Below are 22,034 nucleotides of genomic sequence, written 5' to 3'. Positions count from 1 at the left end.
ACTCCTTTGCAATCTTTAGGGTAATCTATTTTTACAGTAATCTTTTGTCTTTTTTACGGTAAAAAAGAATTGTATTTTAAAATTATTCTCTTACCAAAGGCATTGTAGAACATCGCAACAAACCTCCCATTTTAGAAATCTCACGGTACGGAATTTCTTCTACCGTCATTCCCCATTCGTTTCTCAGGTGATTATTCATTCTCGTAAATGCTTTGTCAGAAACTACTATCTCTGGTGAGATGGAGAAAATATTCGGATACATTTCAAACATTTCTTCATGTGTTACATGGAAACAATTTTCTTCGCCGAAAATATCCAGGATTAAGCGGTAATCAGTTTCATCAACAAATCCGTCTTTATAAATAATACATTTATCAGTGCCGACAGGATTGAACGTACAGTCTAAATGAAGAATTCCTTTATAGGGTTCGCGGTCGTTTTTCTTTAATTCAAAATCCAGAATTCTCTTTTTAGGAAAATATTCTTTAAGAATGTTAATGGCGTATTCGTTGGTTCTGGCAGTTTTAAAATTTCTGTAATCTTCAGAAAAGCAGGTTCCTATAAAAATGAAATCATCCCAAACAATTACATCACCACCTTCTATGTGAGCGGTATCCGGCAGATTAATAATATCCCGCCATTTCACTTTTTCAAAGATTTTGCGATACGCTTCCTGTTCATCTGCACGATCGGCAATAACATTTGAAATAATCATTTTGTCCTCAATAACGAACGCAACATCTCGGGCAAAAACCTGATTGTAATCTTCAATAATCTCCGGGCGATAAACCTGAACATTGTGTTTGCGTAACACTTGTTCAAAGGCCATCATTTCATTGATCACGTTTTCTTCCGTCGGATAAATCCCTTTTTGAATGGTGTCATAAGATTTAGCATCGTAACTTTCCTCTAAAGTGGGAACAGCACCTAATGATTGTGGTTGCCCTAAAACAACAGATTTAAGTCGGCCCGTTTCATTTTTAATATTAAGTTTCATATGATAATGCTTATTTCAAATTTAAAAGAAAGTAATTAATTTTACTTTATGTGCTAGGAATAGCGAACAGATTTCAAATATAATAAAGATTTTATTGTCTATCATCATTTATGTGACATTTTACCCTTTACAGAAACATCCAAGAAAATGTTAAAAAATCCTGTACAACACTCAATATTATTAAAAAATGTTTAAAATATCACGATTCTTGTTAATGTTTAGTTAAAGTTGAAACAAAGCCCTTTTAATGAATACTTATTTAGCACTAAATTTGTTTAGAATAGAATCCAAACTAACGTTTAAAATAATTTATGAAGATGAAAAATACCTTAAAAAAACTGATTCCATTTGCAATAGTAGGAGTAATGTCTGGTGCTACCACATTCGGCGCGATTAATTACTTTAATGAAAAAAGCAACAATTCAGATTTTTCTTATTTTGCGCCAAAGAATAATGACGCAAAATATGCCTCATTCAATATGGCTGGAGTAGGCGATGACTTTGTGAAGGCTGCCAAAATGACAGTTCCGGCTGTAGTGAGTATCAAAAATTTTTCTGACCGAAAAACCAGAGGTAGTGATCAGGATATGTTTGATCTGTTCTTCGGAAATCCCTTTGGTGGAAGTCCGAAACAACAACAGCCACCTAAAGATATGCCGACAGGAATGGGTTCAGGTGTAATTATTTCTCCCGATGGATATATAATTTCTAATAACCACGTAATCGCAGGAGCGACTAAATTAGAAGTCGTTCTATCTAATAAAAAATCCTACGTTGCCAATTTAGTTGGAACTGATCCAACCACCGATATTGCGCTTTTGAAAATTGAAGAAAAAGGATTGCCTTATCTTAATTTTGCGAACTCCGATAATGTAGAAGTTGGTCAGTGGGTTTTAGCCGTTGGAAATCCAATGGGTTTAAATTCTACCGTAACGGCAGGTATTGTTTCGGCTAAAGGAAGAAGCATTGATTTACTAAGTCAACAGTCAAGAACGCCAATTGAAAGCTTTATTCAAACTGATGCCGCGATTAATCCAGGAAACTCTGGTGGAGCATTGGTTAATCCAAACGGTGAATTAATCGGAATTAACTCTGCGATTTCTTCTAAAACGGGATATTATGAAGGATACGGTTTTGCTGTTCCTTCAAACTTGGCTAGAAAAGTGGTTGAAGATATCAAGCAGTTTGGTTTGGTTCAACGAGGATTCTTGGGCGTAGTTCCTTTGGATTTATCTGATCAAAGACAAGTTGCTGCTTATAATCAACAGAAAAAAACCAACATCAAATCTGGTGATGGAGTTTATTTAATTGAAGTTGCAGAAAAAGGTGGAGCAGAAGATGCTGGCTTAAGAAATGGAGATATTATTACAAAAGTTGACAACACTGTAGTTTCCAGTTATTACGATCTTTCATTTGCAGTTGGTAGTAAAAGACCTGGTGATAAAGTAGCGGTAACCTATTTGCGTAACGGAAAAGCAAACACCATCAATGTAACGCTGAAAGATCAAAAAGGTGGAACTTCATTGAGAAGTAAAGCAGATCTTACGGTAACTGAAAAAATTGGATCAGAGTTTGAGCCGTTGAGCGATAAATTCAAAACTGATTACGGTTTGAACAGTGGTGTGATTGCGAAAAATGTACAAGAAGGAAGTGAGATTTCGAAAATCGGAGTTGTAGATAATTACATTGTAATTGAAGTGAATGGGAAACCAGTAAACTCTCAGAAAGATGTAGAAAAAATCTTACAGTCTTATACTGGAAACGTACAAATAAAATATGTTGATGAATATGGTAGAATTACCACAAGAGGTTTTAAAATGCCTTAATCCTCATCCTCATTAAAAACGAAAAACGCAACCTTAATTGGTTGCGTTTTTTTCTTTATTGAGTAAGTTTCTATTCTTTCGTTTTTTTCTCTCATAAATAATTTCGGTAATCTTACCGCCAATCCAGGCAAATGGAAAGAAAGTCAGAAAGATTAAGATTTTATAAAAAGTAGGATGATACGGGAAAATAATAATGTCGAGCATTGCAATAAACAACAGAATGAATCCGATTAAAATCGCATAGGCTACTTTGGCATATTTTACGATAATCGCTGTAACTACACCGCCCACTGTGGCTGCAATTCCCGAGGAAATTAAAAGTGCTACAAAGAAATAAGGTTTGTGTTCTACGGATTTCAATACCGTTTCCCACTTTTGAAAGGCCGAGAACCCATCATAGGTGATCCACGACGAATTTAACCGTACTCCCAATGAAATAAGGAGTCCGGCAACAGTAAGGCCTAATAGAGCTGCAAATGTATTTCTTAAAAAGTTCATTAGAATTGATGTGCGATCATAGAGATTTCGATGTCAACATTGCGCGGTAAACAAGATACCTGCACCGTTTCTCTCGCTGGGTAACTTCCTTCGGTAAAATAGGACGCATAAATATCATTCATCACTGCAAAATCATCCATGTTTTTTAAGAAAATCGTTGCTTTCACTACATTGCTGAAAGTAAGTCCTGCTTCTGTAAGAATCGCTTCTAAATTTTTCATTACCTGGTGCGTGGCTTTTTCAAAGTCATCCTCTAATTTTCCAGTTTCTGAATTAAATGGAATTTGCCCGGAGATATAAAGGATTCCATTTGCAAAATTAGCTTGTGCATAAGGTCCAATTGCAGAAGGCGCTTTTGAAGTGGAGATGATCTTTTTCATATATTGATTATTATTTATTAAAGTATTAGTAAATCGCCAATATCTATTTCAATTTTCAGTATTTGAAAATAGCAATTTCCTAGGATTGATTTTTGGCAAATATAAAACTAAAGTTTAATTCTTTAAAATTTAAAACGGAGCATTTGGTTGGGTAAAACTTCTGTCCTTATATTTCACAGCATCTCGCAAGATGTTGGCTTTAATTCCGATAAAGAAATCATAAACTTTGTACTGTCCATAAGGGATCCAGTTAAAGTTTATAGTGAAACTTCTTTGGTCTCGGGAAAATCCTAACTGCGTGCTCGCAATTTCTTTGGTGACAATATCATAATACATATTCCCAGTGATGTTCCAAAAAGGAGTTAGTTTGATGCTTCCATCAAGGCCTAAAGAGGCAACGTTATTTCCGAATCTGGTTAAACTTCGGGTGTAGCCATATTGTGCATTCACATTTAAACTCCAAGGTTGTTTGAAACGCGCGTAATTATCTTCATCAAAATAATAATCTTCATTTCGTATTTCACCTTTGGTTTTAAATTTCTTGGCCAATTCTTCTTTTTCCCCAAATATGGCTTCACTCAAAGGATAAGAAAGTTGTGCATTAAAACCTTGAACACTGAAATGTCCGAAGTTTTCTGTTCTGATTCCGATATCACTTCCTGGCGCAAAAATAATTTGATACGGTTCTAAAGTTAAGTTCGTATTCAAATTTAATTTTTCAAATAAAGTAGTTTGTCCGCTGAAAGTGAACATCGACCATTTATGAGTTGGAGCAGCGAAATTATAATTGGTGTTGAAATTTAAACTTTCAAAAATTTTCAATTTTTTAGTTCCGGTAGAATCTTTTTTAGATTTTACCTTCATCTCTAAATTATTATTGATGGAAAAACTTAAAGCCTGCACCAAACCTGAATTAGGTGAACCGATAATTCCGCGGTCAAAAATAGAGTAGGGGGTCATTTCACCACGGTCGTTATAATAGTTTTTATAATATCCGAAACTGGCTGCAGAGAAATCTGGCGAATAACTAAAACCAATTTGGGGCGTCATCATGTGGCGAATCGCTTGTATGGTTGAATTTTTTTTGAAATTTACCTGACCGTATAAAACAGTTTGTAAACTTGTACTGGCGGAGAAAGAAGAATATCCGGCTATTTTATTATTGAAAATATCTTCAACTTTATTGCTAATTGGATTGTAATTACGGGTTAATGTTTTCGTTGTTATAGCATTATCAACATTGGCAGAAATCGAGAAGGTGAAAAATTGAGCAATCGTTGTATTCGTTCCTAAAGCGATATTGTTTTTAACACCGGTTTGCATTTTGTCCCACATCGCTTTTGTAAACAGTTCACCTTCGTTGGTTTGAACGTAATTATTCAAATTCAATCCGGTATTTATGGTGATGTTTTCTAATAAACCTTGTCTGATCCCCGTTTTTGGTTTGAATAAATAGAACTGGTTAATCGCGACATTCATAATCGGAAGTTTTAAATCTGCCAATCCCGTCGAGAAATTCTGAGAATAAGAAGATGTTCCAGTAATGGTAATTGGTAAAGTCAAAAATCTTTTAACAATACTCACCGATGAATTCTGTTGTGCGTTGAGGTTGTTTTGATTAAAAGCGTAATTGTTATTTACAGTATTGTTATAGAACTTATTACTTACCACATCTACCGAAGCTGCGAAAGTAAGGAAGGGATCTGCTTTCGAATCCTGTTGATGTCTCCAGGCAATTCTGTAAGTTCCGGTTTTTGAGTAATCGTCAAGTCCTTTAATTCCCCGAACGGTTGTTCCAATATCTGCGGAGAAATTTCCAGTGTACTTATAGTTCTTTTTGTAATTGACTTCTGGTTTTAGATTCCAACTTCCTTTGGTATAGATGTCGGTTAGGATTTTTAAATCAAAATGGTCGCCGATTGGTTGGTAATATCCCAATCCATTTAGAAAGAAACCCACATCTTCTCTTTCCCCAAAACTCGGAATCAAAATCCCAGCACTCCTTTTATCTGAAAAAGGTAAGATTGCAAATGGCATAATCAAAGGTGTAGGAACCTGTTCAATATACATTTGAATCGGACCAGTGATGACCTGCGATTTATTTTTCCCTTTGATTAGTTTAATATTTGGTGCGAGTAAGTAATAATCTGCAATGGTGTCTTTTTTCTTAATGAAATATTCATCGGTCGTATATTTTCCTCTTTTCATAAAGAAAACCGAATCATTATATTTCTTTGTTTTTTCTGCCACGATTACCCCTTCGCTTTCTTCCGTTCTTGCATTAAAAGCAATGGCTTGGCGTGTTTTGATGTTGTAGGTGAACTCATCATATTCATAAGTTTTACCACCTTGAATGGCAACTGCGGGTTTAATTATTTTCCCCAAAGAATCGAGTTCTCCTCTTGCAAAGACCAAAGACTTATCCCAATCAATTGAAATATAATCCGCATCGATGGTCATGTCCTGATATTTTACCTGCGCATTTTTGTTCAGGTAAGTCATTCTTTTTTGAATGTCGTTTCTATTTCGGTCGGCTTTGAATTTCACCACCGCTTCCAGTTGTTCTTTCTTAAGAACCACGGTGTCGGATTTAGAAACAGAAGGATTAACTATCTTATTTTCAGTCAAATTTTGAGCATGCAGATGTGCTAAAAAATTGTTAAAAATTAGGATAATTAAGATTTGTAGTATATTTTTGAAGCCAGTTTTGACCAAAGCGCTTTATCTATTATATATTGGCGTCAAAATTAATATAATTTTTAAAATTTACAGATGATTACCGATAGTTTTTCCATTAAAAGATATTTTTCCCTCTTATTTGTCCTTTTATTCATGTTTAGTGGAGCCCAGAAAAAATTTACCATCGTTCTAGATGCGGGTCATGGCGGGAGTGATCATGGTGCGAACCGCTTTTATGGTGATTTAGGAACCGTAAGAGAAAAAGATGTTACGCTAGCCATTACCCTTAAATTAGGAAGAATGCTGGAAAAAAATAAAGATTATAAAGTAATCTACACCAGAAAAATTGATGAGTTCCCTTCATTAACAGATCGTACAACATTGGCAAATAGGAGTAAAGCTGATTTGTTTATTTCAATTCACGTTAATGCAAGTACTAAATCTGCCCCATACGGAACGGAAACTTTTGTACAGGGTCCAGATCAAAATAAAACCAATCTTGAAGTTGCCAAAGCAGAGAATGATGTAATTTTTCTGGATGAAAAAGACCGTGAAACTTTTGCGACCTATGATCCTAAATCACCAGAATCTTTAATTGCTTTAAAAATTCAGCAAAGCAAGTATTTAGAAACCAGTTTGTTATTTGGTAGTTATGTTGAAGGTAATTTTGTGAAAAAAGACAATCGGTTTTCCCGAGGCGTAAAACAGCAAAATCTACATGTGTTGAGATTAAATGCGATGCCTTCTGTTTTAATTGAAACTGGATTTGTGAGCAACTATGACGAAGCGGCTTATTTGGCTTCGGATAAAGGTCAGAATCAAGTTGCAGAAAGTATTTATGATGCAATCGTTAGTTATAAAAAAGCGATTGAAAGAAATGGCAGTGTTCCAGTTCAACCCAAGGAGATAGAGAAACCTGAGGAAAAGGCATTGAAAAATGATTTCAGAATATTGTTGATGTCAGCACCGATTAAATATAACAGTGGTGATCCTGCATTGAAAGGCCTTAATTACATTCTTACAATCAAAGAGAACGATTTGTACAAGTATTACTATAGCGTAACCAATTTGGCGTCCGTAAGAGATAATAACTTGAAATCAGCGAAAGATGCCGGATTTAGAAATGCAACTTCAATCTCCTTTATTCCAAATCAAAAATTAGGAACAGGTTATTATACTTTAGAACTTGCAGTAAGCGATCAGAAATTAAGTGCGAATTCTTATATGCTCAATACCCTGAAAGACGTTATAAGAACTAAAGAAAAAGGCAAGTTCTACTATACCTATGGTAAATTTAGCAGTTTGGAAGAAGCTGTTAAGACACAGAAAGACTTAGATGAAAAGGGCATTAAGAATACAGTAATTCAAAAAAATTCAAGATAAATTCGAAAAGGTCTTGCAGGATTAAAACTAAATTTCTATTTTTGCAGTCCTTAAAGCAAAGGCCTATTCGTCTAGTGGTAAGGACTCAAGATTTTCAGTCTTGCAACAGGGGTTCGATTCCCCTATAGGCTACTAAGAAAATGAAAATTTTGAAAAGTTTTATAAAATAAATTTTGTAATTAAAAAAAAGATTGTTATCTTTGCACCCAAGTTTTTAAGAAGATATGGCAAATCATAAATCAGCTCTGAAAAGAATCAGACAAAGCGAAAAGAAAAGATTAAGAAACAGATACTACCACAAGACTGCTAGAACAGTTTTGAAAGTATTAAGAAATGAAGAAGATAAAGCTGCAGCAACATTACAATTGCCATCAGTAATCTCTTTGTTAGACAAGTTGGTGAAGAAAAACATCATCCACAAAAATAAGGCAGCAAACCTTAAGAGCAAGTTGACTAAGCACGTTAATAAATTAGCGTAATTATATAAAAAACAAAGACGCACTGGCCCGTTCGTCTATCGGTTAGGACCTCAGGTTTTCATCCTGGTAAGAGGGGTTCGACTCCCCTACGGGCTACAAAAAAGATTATCAAACGTCTTTAAATCAGGCACTTAGCATTTATGTTAGGTGTCTGTTTGTATTATATTAGTATTACTTCAATATTAAAATCACTTTTTTCACTATTTCCTTAATATCGTAAAAAGTTAAACAAACGTTTATTTAATATTCTTATCAATAAATTATCATTATATTTGCTGAAGGTAAACCGCACTCACTTACCTATCTTTTTACATAAATTCCACTTAGTTATCTAGGTGGTTTTTTTATTATACATACGCACTAGGGGGGCGTATAATGCGTATAATGCGTATTTAGGCTTGTAACATGTTGAATAATAGTAAGTTATGAATAAAAATCTAGGCGTATAATGGGTGTATAATGGGTGTATTTGGGCGTATTTAGACTTGATTACACTTCAATTTAGCGTATTAATTAAAAATAAATCTTGTTTTTAGACCGTCACTTCCGTCACTTGTGTCACTATTAAAAAAATAAGTTATCTTAGTGAATAATTAAAATTAAAATTTATGGAAGATTTTTTTCCTATTTACGTCATTGCATCTTTTGTCTCTCTGGTCATTTTTTACTTTATTATTAAATCCGCTGTTAAAAATGCTATAAAAGAAACTCAAAATGTTCATAATGAAACTGACAAACTTTTAAAAAGCATCCTTATTAAATTAGGTGGAAATCTACCGGAGCTCATGAAAATTGATAATCTTTTAAAAGATGACTTTGAAGTTAAAAAAAGGACACTCAATAAAAAAATAACTTCCGACCGTAATTATTATGCAAAGATTAAGGAGCTGGAGATTGAAGTTGCTCAAAAAGAGTATGATTTAAAATCTAAATTATAGTAAAATATGAAGTAAGGTATACTTGGATCATATGACCAAAGTGGTTTGAAACCATTTCAACCTGCATAACTATTTGATAATCAAGCGACATAACAAATCGGTATGTTGCTATGTTCAAAATTGGTCACTGATAATCAGACTGTTACGGAGGACGCCCCAACTTTGGGGAATCCCATAAAAGCGCTCAAAGGTGATTTCAAATCACCTTCGGAAATTCCGTATTTATGACTGAACGAAGTTTTCCGCTCACCTATAATATGGTTTGAAACCGTATTCACTCAAGGGAATATTTCCTTTAGCTAACTCTGATTTTATAGGAAGGTGGGATTTTCCTATTACCCATAATTCTGGGGATTTTAAATACACGGAATTCCGTGCATGTAGGGGTTGCCCAAAATTGTGCAGGGGTTATAATACCGTTTTTAGCGTTGTTATTGCTTGCCCAAATGGGAAAGCAAAGAAAATAATCCACTTTATTAACATCTCCCCAACTTGCTCCGCTTTTTGATGAAGCGAATTGAGAAATGCTTTAATCTCCTGATAATCAGGCGATATTGTGAAAAACTATTTTGCTCTATGAAATTCATTAGGCTTGCGGAAAATTGTGCAGGGGCAAGATGTAAGTCGTCGCCAATATTGAATCTCCGTCTCGGCACGAAGATGTAAGTTTCAAATACGCCAATAATGGGGTGTTTAGATTAGTTACTAAGGACAAAACTGCTCCCAGTGTTAAAAACGGAAATTTACGCTTATATGAAAAAACCACCTACATTACTGCAAGTGGTCTTATTGATTAATATCGACTAATTATAAATCTGAAAATGAGTTAGTTGCAAATTTACAACCATCTACCTACAGACTCTACCTGCATTACTCGGTTAAAGACATCGCGAATTACTGATTTATGTACTGTGAAATTCTCGCTTTGATGCTCTGGATTAAGTGCGTAAAAATAAATTTCATCGCCCCTAACTTCTACTTTTCTTAAAATATCAAGTTTAAGTTCATCTACTTGTAATCTATAGTATTTGCCATGCTGAATTTGCGTAGGACAAATATCTACACAAGTTAATGTGTCGCCCTTTTGAAATGAATAATTAGGTGCAACTGTCATAACTTCTGAATTTAGCACCCATTGAACTTTTAAATTTTCCATTTTAATTATATTTTGATTGTTATTATTATTATCTGATTACTGAAATAAAATTTTCGACTTTGAAAGACCTGAAAGCCACCGCTTCTAAGTCCCAATAATTAAATACTTTTGGCGTATGTATACCATTGCCTTTTACGAACTGTGCAACGTTCTTTAAAGTGCCGTAGGCTTTGCGTAGCGTTCCATCCTTCTTCTCATAGGTGAAGCAAACTTCTTCTTTGTTTTTCATCTCTTGAGATAAACGATACAGTTGCCATGCTTTTGATAAAGACACTGCAAAACATTTACCTGTGCTTTTCATAATTTCGTACGCTCTTAAAAATGCTTGTGATCTAAAATTTTTCATGATATTTATTTTTTTGATTTATACTAAATTGAAATATTTGGCTTCTTCTTCGTGACAAAGTGCTTTTATTATAACTTTCTCATCAGTCGATAAACTTGCAAGAATCTTGTTGAGTTTATCTTCAAGATTCGACCAAAATCGGTATGCTCTTGAATTATCGCAATATTGGTAATTGGTGTCCATAGCGTTAATGTTTCTCGCTATCTTTTCGGCTCTTTGCTTGGTAATGGTTTGCATGAAGTTTTTATTAAATTATACCTTTGTGTTTAACTTTCTTGGACAAAATTATACATTAATATTTAACTGTGCAAATATTTATTAACTTTTTTGTATAATTTATTTTTGTTGTGTTATACTTTTAGGTTATATTTGTAGAAAATTAAAACAATGGTAGAATTTAGAAACAAAAATTTATCGAAGTCAGAACCTAACTATTTTTATCAAGTAGATGAATTTGTTACTACGTTTGGAAAAGACGCTAACAAAACAGATTCATTCGAACACGTGGAGGTATTTAGAGATAATGATTTGTATCGAGCAAGAGTTAAGGCATTAGATTATTACAATGAAAGATTGAAAGGCATTGAAAATACATCGTACGTATTGCCTTTTGCTTCTCCTTGTGAATTTCGTGCTGCTGAAAATTCAGCATTTAGTATTACTGTCTCATTAGTTGAATATTATAATGAAGATGAGTTGTATCAATTTGCTATCGAAGGTGAGGATGAAGAGACTACTGTTGAAAACAAAGAAATTGAGAGAATTGTATATGAATCAAAGGGGTATGATATTAAATTTTAAATAAACTATTATGTTAAGAATCAAAGAGGTTTTAAAAAAAAAGAAAGTAAGCCAAATTGAATTGGCTGAAATGTTAGATATTACTACTGTTGGAATCAATAAGATTATTAATGGTAATCCCACCGCTGAAACACTGCAGAAAATTGCTGAAGTGTTGGATGTGGATATTCGTGATTTATTTGAACCGACGAAGGAAGCAACAACGGAACCCATCTATTTAAAACGTGATGGAGATTTTATTGAAATCGGTTCCTTAAATTTGAAAGGGTAGAAACTTATTTTATAGCTTTGCCTTTATGGATGAAATAAAGTCAATTGAACGCAAAATACACCGCTTAAAAAAGGATTTACAGCCATTAAATGAAAGGTTTGAAACGATCCTGAAAGAAGCCGAAAAGAAGCAATTAGAAATCACCCATTTGCAACAGAGATTAGATTTAAGTATTGAAATCGCACGAGGAGAAAACGGAGGGGAAGCCGTCTCGAAGTTGCAAATGGTTGTTCTAAAATCGAATCAAAGAAGAGGTATTAAACTTCCTAAAGAAAACTGATCAGCAGCAAAATCAAAATATACAGATTTGGTGCATTTTACATACCCCAAAATTGGTGTATGCTCCATGAATCCATGAATTACTGTTCTTATCATACACTCACCCTGAGTGCGAACGACCTGATGTGAATATTGTTCCTACCAGCTTCAGTGAGTTATTGCCCAAAATGCAAAAACCACCATGAACCTACTTAATTACTTGATAATCAAGAGATATGATTCCCCATATCGGGTTGCTGTACCTTAACCGCCTGATAATCAGACTCCATGAATTTATGGTGACTGGTATTCAATAAGTTACATCTTTCGCTCGATAAGAAGTTTCCCATAAATGCGAGAATATCCGTATTTATGAATGAACAAAGTTTTCCGCTGGTTGGCGGATAATTCCTTTATAATACCGTTTTTGGCGATGTTAATTTTATAATTTAGACTATTAAGAAGGATAAAAAAACCTCCCATCTCTGGAAGGTTTGAAGTTAAGGTTATACAGCCAAATCGTTTTCGAAAATGTCAGCCAATATTCTTTGAAAATTCCCCGGATCATCAAGGGTTTTCAGGTCAATAAGCATGTTTATTGTTTCCTCTTTATTTGGTGGTATTTTAAAATCTTTTAGTTCGCTTAAAGCTTTGACCACTCCCTCTACAATGTCCCATTTGACTATCGAAACTACATACTTCATAATATCTTCAAAAGAAGATACCTGAAATGACTGACTTTCTTTAGACATATTTAGAACTACAGACGAGTTAACTCCATTATTAGCAAAATCAACAAGTTCATCAGTATTGATTTTCTTCCTGATTTTCTCTTTGGATTCTTGGCTCATATCAAAACCTTCTATCCGTCTGTCTACTATCCTTTCAATAGTTTCCTTTTTTACTAGATCTCCCATATTCAAATTTATTATTTTTTTATGAAGCGGCATAGGCTTTCTACACCGCTATTTTTGTTAGATTATTGATAATGTGATTTAAACTCACATTTAAAATACTTTTTCTGCTAATTACCGTTTTTTAATTTCAACATTCCCGGATTGTTTCACTTTAGAATCGCTTCCATATTGGTAAACAATCACTTTGGAACTGTCTGCCGCTTCAATTTCAACGCTAGCAGAATCTAAGACGTTAACCATTAAAAAAGCGTTATCTGCTGCCTTTATCTTCATTTTTGAATTATGCCTAACAATAAGCACTGAAACAGAGTAATCTTTAAATATGGTTTCTACATCAGAATTTCCAAACACCGCAAAGCGGTTCCGTGCTGTAATGTCACCTTTATGATCTACAAAAAAACCATAGTTTTCTGCGTGCCCCTTGAAATGTTGTCTTAAGAGATTGATATTAGGAAAGTCATTGGACATTGCCCAACTATCATCCGCAAAATACTTAGAACACATTTGATCGTATGATGAATATTTTTTTATCTCTGAATAACATTCTGGAGACATTTTAATTGTCGTGCATTTCATTGCTTCGACTGCTAATTTTTTACCTAAGTTCATTTTTGTTGTTTTTTGATTAAATACCTGCAAGTCCTTTTGATTTAGAAATTAGTGTTTGGATCCCATCATCGATAGAGTGTAACCGTCGGGTATTAAATTCAATTGCTATCAGATTATTAAGAGAATTGATAAAAGTCAATTGATTATTTCTGTGAATCGCCAATGATTCTGCTTGATAGACTCGCATCGTATTAATTTGCGCTTCCAACGCTCCTGCAGTCTTTTCAGTAATACCTTTAATATCGCCTTTCATCCCTTCATTTACAGTCCCAACAGTCCCAACCGCACCAAACAAATCTTTATATTCTTGAAGAGCGCTCGCATAATTTTGAGACGAGGTGGTGATCATATTTTTTATATCCTGTCTCTCCTGATCTGTCAATCCGTCAAAAGTTCCGTTTCCGTTTGAATCATAACCCATACTAGAAAGCATCTTGTTAACAACATCCTTCATAGGACCTTCAAGCAGTTTCATTCGTAATGCATTGTTGACCATGTCTGCTAAAATTTTATCAACAGTTTTTCCCATTTCCTCGGCTGAATCCTCACCAGTTCTAAAAGCAGAAACAAGAGCGGTAGATAATTCATCTGCAAGTCCTTTAGCATTTAATCCATTCAAAATTTTATCACTCATACTTTGGCCTATGTCCGCAATAGAGTTATCAATTTCATTTAGCTTTTGTCTCCATTCCGCTATCTTATCATCATCTCTATTTTTTTTCTTCTTGCTTTGTTCCTGCCTAATCATCTCATTAATAGCATTCTTTTGCTGTCTAAGGTTTTCTATTCCTTGTCTGGACGCATCAAAAAACTTGTCACCTAATGCGCTGTTAATGGCTCTGGCCAAATCGCTGTAAGCTCTTTCTAAAGCTTCCACTTCCTTAGCATGCCTTTGGATTTCACGCTCTTTTTTCTTATCGCCGCTCATCCATGCTCCAACGGATTTGACAAGACCACCAATCGCTTTAATTGAACCCGCAACTCCTTGTAAAATATTTCCCTTAGCAAATCCCTCAATCGCTTGTGACGCTCCTGCTGAAAACTGTTCTAAACCTTGAATAGTGTTTTGAATAGAATTTAGGATATCACCAAAAACCCCATCCATATCTCCACCCATGGAAACGAAAACACCTTGAACTCCGCTTGCTATTTCACCTGCACTTTTCAAATATTCATTAAATCCCTCTAGTCCTTTTTGGACGGCTTGTAGTTTTTGTTCCGTAGTGGATGCGCTATTTCCGATAACATCAAACATTCGTTTAATTACTGCACCGGGATTCCTTTTGGTAATGAGATCATCAATTTTTTTAATGAATTCGCCAATCTTTATTTTATCGGCTTCGGCTTTGGTTTCTTTCAATTTTTCAATGAGAATGTCACGAAATTTTTGAAGTTCCTTTGTTGCAACAGAATTCATATCTGTGAACATTTTGGCGTATTCGGGGTTATCCTGCATTTGTTTGAAGAAAGCATCCAATTGTTCCGTCGCTTCTGCTGCATTGATTTTTTCACCTTCCTCTGGTGTTTTAGCCTGCTTTCTCAAATCATCGTACTTTTTGGTGATAGCAGCCTTTTGTTTCTCAAAGGTTTGGTGTTCCGCTAAAAATGACTTGTAGTTATCTTTGATTTGGTTTTTTGTCGCTTCAATTTGTGCATCATTTTCCCTTTTGAATGCCAAATAATTAGCCGTATTTCCTCCCTCTGATTGAAATATTTCAGCATCTTTATTCTCTAAAATTTCGATTTGTTCAGACAAAGAAACAACCCCACGAAGCGCATCACTTATATCATTTTCCCAATTTTGCAAAGGCGTTTTTACTCCGGATAAAGAATTGATTTTTTCCGTAATAAATACAAGAGACTGTTTCTCTTCATCGGTTAGAATTCCTGGTTTACTTTTTAGTGCTTCTTGTTCCTTTTCCAAGTACCCTAAGTAATTAGAAGAACCATTGATTAAATCTTTGTACTGAGCATCTGCTATTTCCTTTCCGTAGAATTCTGCAAGTTTATAGTAATTATTCCACTGTCTTTCCGCTTCTGTAATTTGCTCATCAAATGTTTGAATAGAAATTTCTTTTTCACGTTTGGCAATGGCTTTTCTAATCTTTGCTGCTTCTTCTTTTGCTTGAGCAACCGTTACGGTTTTACCAGTCTTAACAGTATCGCCAAACTTATTTTTTGTGAGTTCATTTACTGTATCGCCCGATGCTTTTTGCAAGGCTTCATTCCAAAGAGAAATTCTCTGCTCTAAATCTGCAATGGAACCTTTAGAGAAAATTTCCGCTAATTCTCGTTTGTGAGCTTCTTTTTTCTTTTTAACTTCTTCTGTTGAAATATTAAGCGCTTCACCAATTGGATCAGTGGGTGGTTTTACTCCTTGCTGTAATAATTTCGTGCTTTCTTTATCGATTTCACGAAGTGCGCGATTATTAGCCAATCTCTTTTCAATCATTGCACGCTCTTTTCTTTCTTGAGCGGTCAATCCACGAACTACATCACCAACACCTTTAATATTCCCGATACGTTCACCGGGCGTTAAATTATTAGGATTATCCCTGTCAATATCTTTATTGCTTTTTTCTAAAGCTAATTTCTGCTCGATTAAAGCCTTTAGTCTCGCTTCTTTCTCTAGCATTTGGAGATACCCACCAATAGCAACTGTATTTTGACCAATACGAATTCCCTCAATTGTCAGTCCTTTAATACGCTCGCCTGTAATGGAATTGATTTGTTTTAAAGCATTTTTTGCGACCTCGTCAGACGTATTTTTATCTTTTATAACTTTTAAAAGGCTGTCAATTTTAGAACGTTGCTCTTCTAAGGATTCAGAATGTTTTCGGGTTTTTTCTGAGAGTTTTCCCTGAATATCTGCATACGCTTCTGTAGCGGAAACATTCTTGTAAATCACGTAGGACAGACCCGCTAAAAGTCCAATAATAACGCCTATTGGATTTGCTGTCATTGCTGCATTCAATCTTAATTGCGCTCTTTGTAGAATAGTTGTTGCAGCAGCTCCGTATGCTTGTGCGGTGGTTAAAGTTCCTTGTGCTAATGCCTGTTGTAAAGTTGCCGTAGTGCTTAATTGTTGCCACGCTGCAGTAGCAATTAAAGCCGCTCGATAAACTCCATAAGTAGCAATCATTACGCCTACAACCTCAATCACATCTTCGTAATTCTCTACTAAATAATTCATTGCGGAAATACCGTCCGATAAAACCCCCTCATTTCCTTCACCTATTTTATTTAACATCTGATCCCATGAATCGCCAAGGTTTGAAACTTGACCCGACAATGAAGCGGACTGCTTTTCCATTAAATTAAAGAACATTCCACCCTCGTTTGTCATTGAGAATAGAACATCTTGAACATCTTTAAAGCCGATTTTACCAGCGGTAACCATTTTAGAGATTTCGGCTGTACTTGTGCCAAACTTTTTAGCGAGTTCAGCAAGCATAGGAATACCGGCTTCTGTGAATTGTCTAAGGTCATCACCTGCAAGTTTTCCCTTAGCCATAACCTGACCGTACACAAGGTTGATTCTGCCAAGCGGAACACCAAGACCAGCGGCAATATTTCCCATTCGGGTAAGCGTGTCAACAACTTGTTCAGCTGGAACTTGAAAGGCTAATAATTGTTTTGCACCCGTCGAAACATCTTGCAAAGAGAAAGGTGTCTTGGCGGCTAATTCCACCATTTGAGCCATTAAATCTTTTGCTTTCGATTGACTTTTTAACATTGTGCTGAATGCGATCTCAGTCTTTTGGAATTCACCTCGAATACTCACTACCTGCTGAATGAATCCGCTAAGCATCGAAGCCGAAAAATATCCAGCAACGGCTGTGGAAAGGTTTTTAAAAGAAGAATCCATTTGTCTGGTTTGCGCCTGTGTTTGGTTTCCAAGACCTAAAATATCCCGACGCATTTCCGTGAGGTTTTTTCTCCACTCTGTCATGTCGATGGCCGCACCAAAATATAAAGCTCCATTATTATTGTTCATTATTTTAATATTATTTGTTATTGATTAAAAGAAGGGTGTGAATTACTTTACACCCAATCTCTCTTAAAGGTCTGAGAAGTCGATGAAATCTAAGTTGGGAATTACTTTACCTTCTGCATCTTCTCTGAATAAATGCCTAAAGTCTAAGCGTCGATTAAAAACACTTTGTTTCAATTGTGGGAAGACTACATTGATTTGCTCCGCAATAGCCTCTAATTGGCTAAAAACGTCTAATTGAACGCCTTCTGCATACACGCTGTAACGCTCTTCAATATCTTTGATAACTTTAGGGTCTTCCACCGCCTTTAAATTCTTTACTCGAACATCTGCCATTGAATGGAATATAAGGTTCCAACCTGCAATAGCTTTTACGATAATACCCTTTAAATCGGTTGTAATCGCTCTTATTTCGGCTTCTTGTTGCGTTGGTGAAGTAGTTGACGAAATAGTAAGGGCGTATGCTCTCAAAGAATCATCATTGAAATTCCTCTGACAAAATTGATTCGCCTGTTTGTCTTCAATCGTGTATCCTGCATCTGTGAACGCTTTTAGTAAAGTATTAACTTTGTCGATTGCGGTTAAATAATCTGAAATTTGATTGTCAATTTTCGCTTGGTCTTTTTGAATTACTGTTGCTGTCATTTTTACTTTTTTTGATTGTTTATAAATTGTTTAATGTCTTCTGCCGTTATTTGGCTTTCTGGTTGTTTAGGTTGTTCTGTGCCTTCTTTCGGCTTTAATCCTTTTGCTTTAAGATAGGCCACCATGTCAGGAGACACTTCTTTGTCTTTTAATTTGTCGCTCATTTTTTATAAAATTTAATTAGATTATCTATTATTTCGTTTGGGTCATTGGGTATTTTAAACCCTTGTTTTTCGGCTTTCTCAATTGAAATGAAGTTTAGTCCTTTACGCTTCAATATCGCTTCCAAATCGTCTAACTGCTCATCTGTCAACAATGAAATGTTAAACTTGGGAATACTACTGTGCATTACTTCGCTAAGAATTTGTTTCCTGCTCTTCATGGCTTAGTTTTTACTGTATTCGGCTCTAATTTGTTCTACTACTCGGTTGAATTCTGACTCGCTCATCTCTTCCAGTACATCTCCAAACGATACCGTTTTGACTGTGGGAATTACAAACTTTGCAAAGTCGAAAATTATCTTAAATCTAGCAGCAGCATCTAATTGGTCAAAGTCAGATTGTAACGTCTCCAGATTGTCGTTAATGAAGTATAGGAACGTATCACGAATATTTTGTGTAACCTTATTTTTGGCTCCTTTGGTGCGCCCACCTAAATTATTTCCTTTGGTGAATTTTCCGCTTTCGTCTCTCATTTTTGTCTGTTTTTAATTAAAAAATTCCTCCATGCTTGTGTTAGTTCTCCTGCTACATCCTTCATCTTAGGATTGCCACTTAGTTTTAGAAAATAGCCGAATCCCTTTTTTATTTTTACGGGTTGCATTGCTTCTGTTATTTGCTTTTTTCTATTTGTCATGATTTCCGTTTGTTTTTCCGTTTGTTATTCGGCTGGTTGCTTCCAATAGTTATTCGACTTTCATTAAATGTAGTTGCTGCTAATTTTTGGGCTTGTTCATACACTTCCTGTGTTACCTGTTCCCCTTTCAATCTGTACTCATTTTTGAGTAAAAGTCCATCCGTGCTGTACTGAGTGAAATGAACCGGAAACTGTTCCGTGGGTCGCATCACTTCTTTTAAAATTTTTGCTCTGCTCATATTGTATTTGTTAGATTCATTATTCATCATCTATATTTTTAATAGTGATTCGTGGCGGATCCATTCGCTTTATTTTCTGTTTGAATTTGTGAAATGGGACTTCTTTGCCTCTCAGATAATATTCCGTTTTTACTGTCTTCCCAGCACTCTTATAAACAATGCATATTGGTGTATTACTTCTCATATCAATACGGTGTTGAGTTAAAAAGGAAGTATCTGCCATCATTGGTCTTGTCTATTATTTCCTTCAATCGCATTACTAGCATCAAATCGGTTGCGTCTTTTTTATCTAATCCTTCAATATCATAGAGTTTTTGGATTAACTCCTTAGCGGTTACCGAATCATTTTCAGGAATGATTTTCTTTGCGAGTTCTGCAAGTCCTTCAGTTGAGAACTCAAGTCCTACCTTTACCCTTTCGGCTTGTGTGTAAACTTGGGCCGTAATCGGTGGCGGTGGTGGCTCAATTGGAAGCGTTTCAGGCTCTCTTTTCAATTCTTCAGTAATATAATCTGCAATGTCATATCCTGCGGTTTTTTGCTCTATTGTTGCAATGTCTTCTAGAAAAGTTAGCATCTTAACGTTTAGCCCGGCATCGACTGCATTTTCTTTTATAATATTCCACTCATCAAATGCAACATTATCTACCGAAGTATCAGGAATCAATAGAATATTTCGCCCTCTTAATTTCTTCAGTTTTGATACCGATAATGTCCTTAATGATCCTGAAGCCATCCAAAGATATTCGGGCATAAAGAAAGTTCCTAGAATGGTGTTCTTTGGACTTTCTGCAATGATAATATCCTTTGTAGAATACTTATCTAGTAGATGTTCGCCAAATAAGCAATTAGTCTTCTTTTCATTATCATAATACTTTGTTATCCATTCAGGAATCTTAGTTTTATTTTTATAATAATGGTAGAGAATAGAGTGTAACCATGTTTGGTCTTGGGTCTTATTATTCTCATCAAACATTTTCACCTGAACGGAATTAATTCTCTGAAGGTGGTCGATAAATGGAAATGTAACCGCTCCCGAATATTTGCCATTTGTTAAGGCTCCAATTTTATAATCTTCAAGAGTTTTATTAATATCTTCTGAAGGAATCTTTAATTCTACTAGATTTTTATATAAGTTACTTTGGTTTATATTCTGCAAAGTTTTAATAAATACATCTTCAGGAAAGTAAACTTGTGGTTTCGGTGGTTTTGGTATAAATGGTTTCTGCTCTCCTTCAGATTCAGGATAAAGAATATACCCACAATTTACCTCACGATCACAACGGCCGTACTCTTCACTCTGCAAATTACCATCACCATCAACATAACGTACTAAACTCTTTTTTCCGCACTGTTGGCATCGGTACTTCTTGGAAGATTTATCCAAACTATATTTGTAATTAATCGTTGTCATCGGTGATCAATTTTTGATAAACTCCTTTAGTCACCTTAGCAAATAGTCTCTTATTTTTTAAGAAAGTACTGAAGGCGGTATGTCCTAGTAATTCATTAGTTTTAGCGATTTCCGCACCTTCTGAAGTGGTGAACTCTTCAGGTAGTAGATCGTATAATTTCAGTTTATTTTTATCCAACACTTCTAAAGGATCATCCAATTTCATTTTGGTAATCATTTTTAAAGCATTGTTACGGAAGTAATCAACTAAAATAAGGGCGTTTTCTGCGGTTTCCTTATCAATCTGATCACCTTCATAGAATTGCCCTTCATTGGCTCGTTTTAAGACGTGTAATATTAAAGATAACCTTATGGCGTATATTCTTAATTTGGCATCAAATAGACGTGTTGTAAAGTTGCTTGCTTTTTCTTGGGAATTTCTCCAGTTAACTAAAACCTCTCCAGCATCTCTTTTGAATGTCACTAGATTATTTTCAAAGTTTGCGTTTTCAAGTTCTAAAATGCTACGGATTATTTTCTCCCATTTTTCATCTATACTCCTATCCACTTTTTCAAGTGTCCATTTACCTTGTGGTGTATTTTCTGCAACTACCATTAAAAATCTAGGTGCGTACCCATCAGATACCATTTTCGCAAACATTTCGGAAGCTTCTTCTATCTGAATACCACCAATAACAGAAAGGAAGGCATCTTCAATAAATATAGAATCTTGCACCCTATCTTTTATAGATGTTTTACCATTCCATATACTTAGTTTAGTTTGTCTATCGCTACCTTTACCGCCTTTATACTGTCCATCACCTTCAACAAATCCTTTTAATTCGTCATTAATACTACCTAGACCATTCGGGTTTTTTTGCATTCTATCTGCATACGCCTCTACCGTTACATCCTGAAGGATTCTTTGTTTTCTTATTGGTGGTTCCGGTTCATCTTCTGCTGATCGTTCGGAATTTGGAAGGTTTTTAAATATTTTCAATGCTAACTTATAAGCATCAACTTCCTCTATGTATTTCTTATAATTCTCGGCTTCTACTTTTAATAATGGCTTGTAAAAACTATTTATACCTTCTGTTTTGCCTTCTCCGCTTTCTCCCACTACTGCTATCCATAGACTTGCATTTGTGGGCATATCAAAAAGTAATTCAACTTTGAAGGTATTACCTATTGATGTTGAAATTACACCTAGCACTGAAGCGAAAAGAAATTCAGTTGGAATACTTTGTTTGGTCGCTTTTTCAGTAATCATATTTTGCACTACTTCAGGGAATACCTGCAATGGTACATCGCTTTTTTTATCGTTTAAAGTCTCCTTAATGGAATCTTTTAAACTTTTTACCGCACTCATAAC

25 protein-coding genes and 2 tRNA genes are annotated in these 22,034 nt (G+C 35.1%); 9 read left to right on the top strand and 18 right to left on the bottom strand.

The genetic code is table 11. From position 1 onward, the window contains the following. Positions 1–82 precede the first annotated feature (82 nt). Positions 83–997 carry a dimethylarginine dimethylaminohydrolase family protein gene (locus tag PUH65_RS00915; protein ID WP_305517974.1) on the bottom strand — a complete coding sequence of 305 codons (915 nt, stop codon included), beginning with the start codon at positions 995–997 and terminating at the stop codon, positions 83–85. A 317-nt stretch (positions 998–1,314) separates the two neighbouring features. Here PUH65_RS00915 and PUH65_RS00910 point away from each other — a divergent pair, with 317 nt between their 5' ends. Next, on the top strand, positions 1,315–2,823 hold the full coding sequence (locus PUH65_RS00910) for a trypsin-like peptidase domain-containing protein (protein WP_305517973.1): 1,509 nt from the start codon (positions 1,315–1,317) through the stop codon (positions 2,821–2,823). A gap of 33 nt (positions 2,824–2,856) precedes the next feature. Here the strand turns inward: PUH65_RS00910 and PUH65_RS00905 are convergent, their stop codons facing one another. From PUH65_RS00905 to PUH65_RS00895, 3 genes are all read right to left on the bottom strand, one after another. Next, positions 2,857–3,321, bottom strand: a complete 465-nt coding sequence (locus PUH65_RS00905) for a hypothetical protein (RefSeq protein WP_305517972.1) — start codon at positions 3,319–3,321, stop codon at positions 2,857–2,859. Next, entirely contained in the window at positions 3,321–3,701 is a 381-nt protein-coding gene (locus PUH65_RS00900) for a RidA family protein (RefSeq protein WP_305517971.1), read from the bottom strand. The genes PUH65_RS00905 and PUH65_RS00900 overlap by 1 nt, the downstream gene beginning before the upstream one ends. A gap of 129 nt (positions 3,702–3,830) precedes the next feature. After that, a complete protein-coding gene (locus tag PUH65_RS00895; RefSeq protein WP_305517970.1) occupies positions 3,831–6,416 on the bottom strand; it encodes a putative LPS assembly protein LptD in 2,586 nt (861 codons plus the stop codon). 57 nt (positions 6,417–6,473) lie between these two features. Between PUH65_RS00895 and PUH65_RS00890 the strand changes: the two genes are divergently transcribed. The 5 genes from PUH65_RS00890 (at position 6,474) to PUH65_RS00870 (ending at position 9,180) form a co-directional block, all read left to right on the top strand. Further along, a complete protein-coding gene (locus PUH65_RS00890) occupies positions 6,474–7,763 on the top strand; it encodes an N-acetylmuramoyl-L-alanine amidase (protein WP_305517969.1) in 1,290 nt (429 codons plus the stop codon). A 60-nt stretch (positions 7,764–7,823) separates the two neighbouring features. Continuing rightward, positions 7,824–7,895 (top strand) — tRNA-Glu (locus PUH65_RS00885). Positions 7,896–7,987: 92 nt separating this feature from the next. Next, positions 7,988–8,242: a 30S ribosomal protein S20 gene (rpsT, locus tag PUH65_RS00880; RefSeq protein WP_305517968.1), complete on the top strand. Its 255-nt coding sequence runs from the start codon at positions 7,988–7,990 to the stop codon at positions 8,240–8,242. 24 nt (positions 8,243–8,266) lie between these two features. Then, positions 8,267–8,338: transfer RNA gene (locus tag PUH65_RS00875), tRNA-Glu, on the top strand. A 512-nt stretch (positions 8,339–8,850) separates the two neighbouring features. Beyond that, positions 8,851–9,180 carry a hypothetical protein gene (locus PUH65_RS00870; RefSeq protein WP_305517967.1) on the top strand — a complete coding sequence of 110 codons (330 nt, stop codon included), beginning with the start codon at positions 8,851–8,853 and terminating at the stop codon, positions 9,178–9,180. An 838-nt stretch (positions 9,181–10,018) separates the two neighbouring features. Here the strand turns inward: PUH65_RS00870 and PUH65_RS00865 are convergent. From PUH65_RS00865 to PUH65_RS00855, 3 genes are read right to left on the bottom strand one after another with little or no spacing between them, the layout of a single operon-like run. Next, complete coding sequence (locus PUH65_RS00865) at positions 10,019–10,336, bottom strand: hypothetical protein (protein WP_305517966.1); 318 nt, start codon at positions 10,334–10,336, stop codon at positions 10,019–10,021. 28 nt (positions 10,337–10,364) lie between these two features. After that, a complete protein-coding gene (locus PUH65_RS00860) occupies positions 10,365–10,682 on the bottom strand; it encodes an SH3 beta-barrel fold-containing protein (protein WP_305517965.1) in 318 nt (105 codons plus the stop codon). A gap of 18 nt (positions 10,683–10,700) precedes the next feature. Continuing rightward, positions 10,701–10,919, bottom strand: coding sequence for a hypothetical protein (locus tag PUH65_RS00855; protein ID WP_305517964.1), 219 nt, complete (start codon positions 10,917–10,919; stop codon positions 10,701–10,703). A gap of 150 nt (positions 10,920–11,069) precedes the next feature. On the opposite strand from PUH65_RS00855, the gene PUH65_RS00850 reads away from it, so the two are divergent. The 3 genes from PUH65_RS00850 to PUH65_RS00840 are packed head-to-tail and all read left to right on the top strand — an operon-like array spanning position 11,070 to position 12,034. Further along, complete coding sequence (locus PUH65_RS00850) at positions 11,070–11,483, top strand: hypothetical protein (RefSeq protein ID WP_305517963.1); 414 nt, start codon at positions 11,070–11,072, stop codon at positions 11,481–11,483. 10 nt (positions 11,484–11,493) lie between these two features. Continuing rightward, complete coding sequence (locus PUH65_RS00845) at positions 11,494–11,754, top strand: helix-turn-helix domain-containing protein (protein WP_305517962.1); 261 nt, start codon at positions 11,494–11,496, stop codon at positions 11,752–11,754. A 25-nt stretch (positions 11,755–11,779) separates the two neighbouring features. Continuing rightward, positions 11,780–12,034, top strand: a complete 255-nt coding sequence (locus PUH65_RS00840) for a hypothetical protein (protein WP_305517961.1) — start codon at positions 11,780–11,782, stop codon at positions 12,032–12,034. Between the two features lie 484 nt (positions 12,035–12,518). Here PUH65_RS00840 and PUH65_RS00835 read toward each other — a convergent pair whose 3' ends face one another. The 11 genes from PUH65_RS00835 to PUH65_RS00785 all read right to left on the bottom strand — a co-directional run bounded on the left by PUH65_RS00835 (position 12,519) and on the right by PUH65_RS00785 (position 22,031). Next, complete coding sequence (locus tag PUH65_RS00835) at positions 12,519–12,929, bottom strand: hypothetical protein (RefSeq protein ID WP_305517960.1); 411 nt, start codon at positions 12,927–12,929, stop codon at positions 12,519–12,521. A gap of 111 nt (positions 12,930–13,040) precedes the next feature. Beyond that, complete coding sequence (locus tag PUH65_RS00830) at positions 13,041–13,538, bottom strand: hypothetical protein (protein ID WP_305517959.1); 498 nt, start codon at positions 13,536–13,538, stop codon at positions 13,041–13,043. A 16-nt stretch (positions 13,539–13,554) separates the two neighbouring features. After that, positions 13,555–17,535, bottom strand: a complete 3,981-nt coding sequence (locus PUH65_RS00825) for a tape measure protein (RefSeq protein ID WP_305517958.1) — start codon at positions 17,533–17,535, stop codon at positions 13,555–13,557. 63 nt (positions 17,536–17,598) lie between these two features. Continuing rightward, the gene (locus PUH65_RS00820) at positions 17,599–18,177 is read right to left on the bottom strand and encodes a hypothetical protein (protein WP_305517957.1); all 579 of its coding nucleotides are present in this window, start codon (positions 18,175–18,177) and stop codon (positions 17,599–17,601) included. A 2-nt stretch (positions 18,178–18,179) separates the two neighbouring features. Next, positions 18,180–18,341, bottom strand: a complete 162-nt coding sequence (locus PUH65_RS00815) for a hypothetical protein (protein WP_305517956.1) — start codon at positions 18,339–18,341, stop codon at positions 18,180–18,182. Further along, on the bottom strand, positions 18,338–18,559 hold the full coding sequence (locus tag PUH65_RS00810; protein WP_305517955.1) for a hypothetical protein: 222 nt from the start codon (positions 18,557–18,559) through the stop codon (positions 18,338–18,340). Before PUH65_RS00810 ends, PUH65_RS00815 begins: the two co-directional genes overlap by 4 nt. A gap of 3 nt (positions 18,560–18,562) precedes the next feature. After that, positions 18,563–18,871 carry a hypothetical protein gene (locus PUH65_RS00805; protein WP_305517954.1) on the bottom strand — a complete coding sequence of 103 codons (309 nt, stop codon included), beginning with the start codon at positions 18,869–18,871 and terminating at the stop codon, positions 18,563–18,565. Continuing rightward, positions 18,868–19,032, bottom strand: coding sequence for a hypothetical protein (locus tag PUH65_RS00800; RefSeq protein WP_305517953.1), 165 nt, complete (start codon positions 19,030–19,032; stop codon positions 18,868–18,870). The genes PUH65_RS00805 and PUH65_RS00800 overlap by 4 nt, the downstream gene beginning before the upstream one ends. Further along, positions 19,029–19,301, bottom strand: coding sequence for a hypothetical protein (locus PUH65_RS00795; protein WP_305517952.1), 273 nt, complete (start codon positions 19,299–19,301; stop codon positions 19,029–19,031). The genes PUH65_RS00800 and PUH65_RS00795 overlap by 4 nt, the downstream gene beginning before the upstream one ends. Before the next feature lie 155 nt (positions 19,302–19,456). Then, positions 19,457–20,683: a DUF6371 domain-containing protein gene (locus PUH65_RS00790; protein WP_305532340.1), complete on the bottom strand. Its 1,227-nt coding sequence runs from the start codon at positions 20,681–20,683 to the stop codon at positions 19,457–19,459. Next, positions 20,670–22,031 carry a DUF3987 domain-containing protein gene (locus tag PUH65_RS00785; protein ID WP_305517950.1) on the bottom strand — a complete coding sequence of 454 codons (1,362 nt, stop codon included), beginning with the start codon at positions 22,029–22,031 and terminating at the stop codon, positions 20,670–20,672. Before PUH65_RS00785 ends, PUH65_RS00790 begins: the two co-directional genes overlap by 14 nt. Positions 22,032–22,034: the final 3 nt, after the last annotated feature.

Source organism: Kaistella sp. SH40-3 (genome assembly GCF_030686865.1).
GTDB lineage: Bacteria > Bacteroidota > Bacteroidia > Flavobacteriales > Weeksellaceae > Kaistella.
The sequence above is the reverse complement of the archived record's forward strand: the minus strand, read 5'-3'. Positions and strand labels throughout refer to the sequence as shown.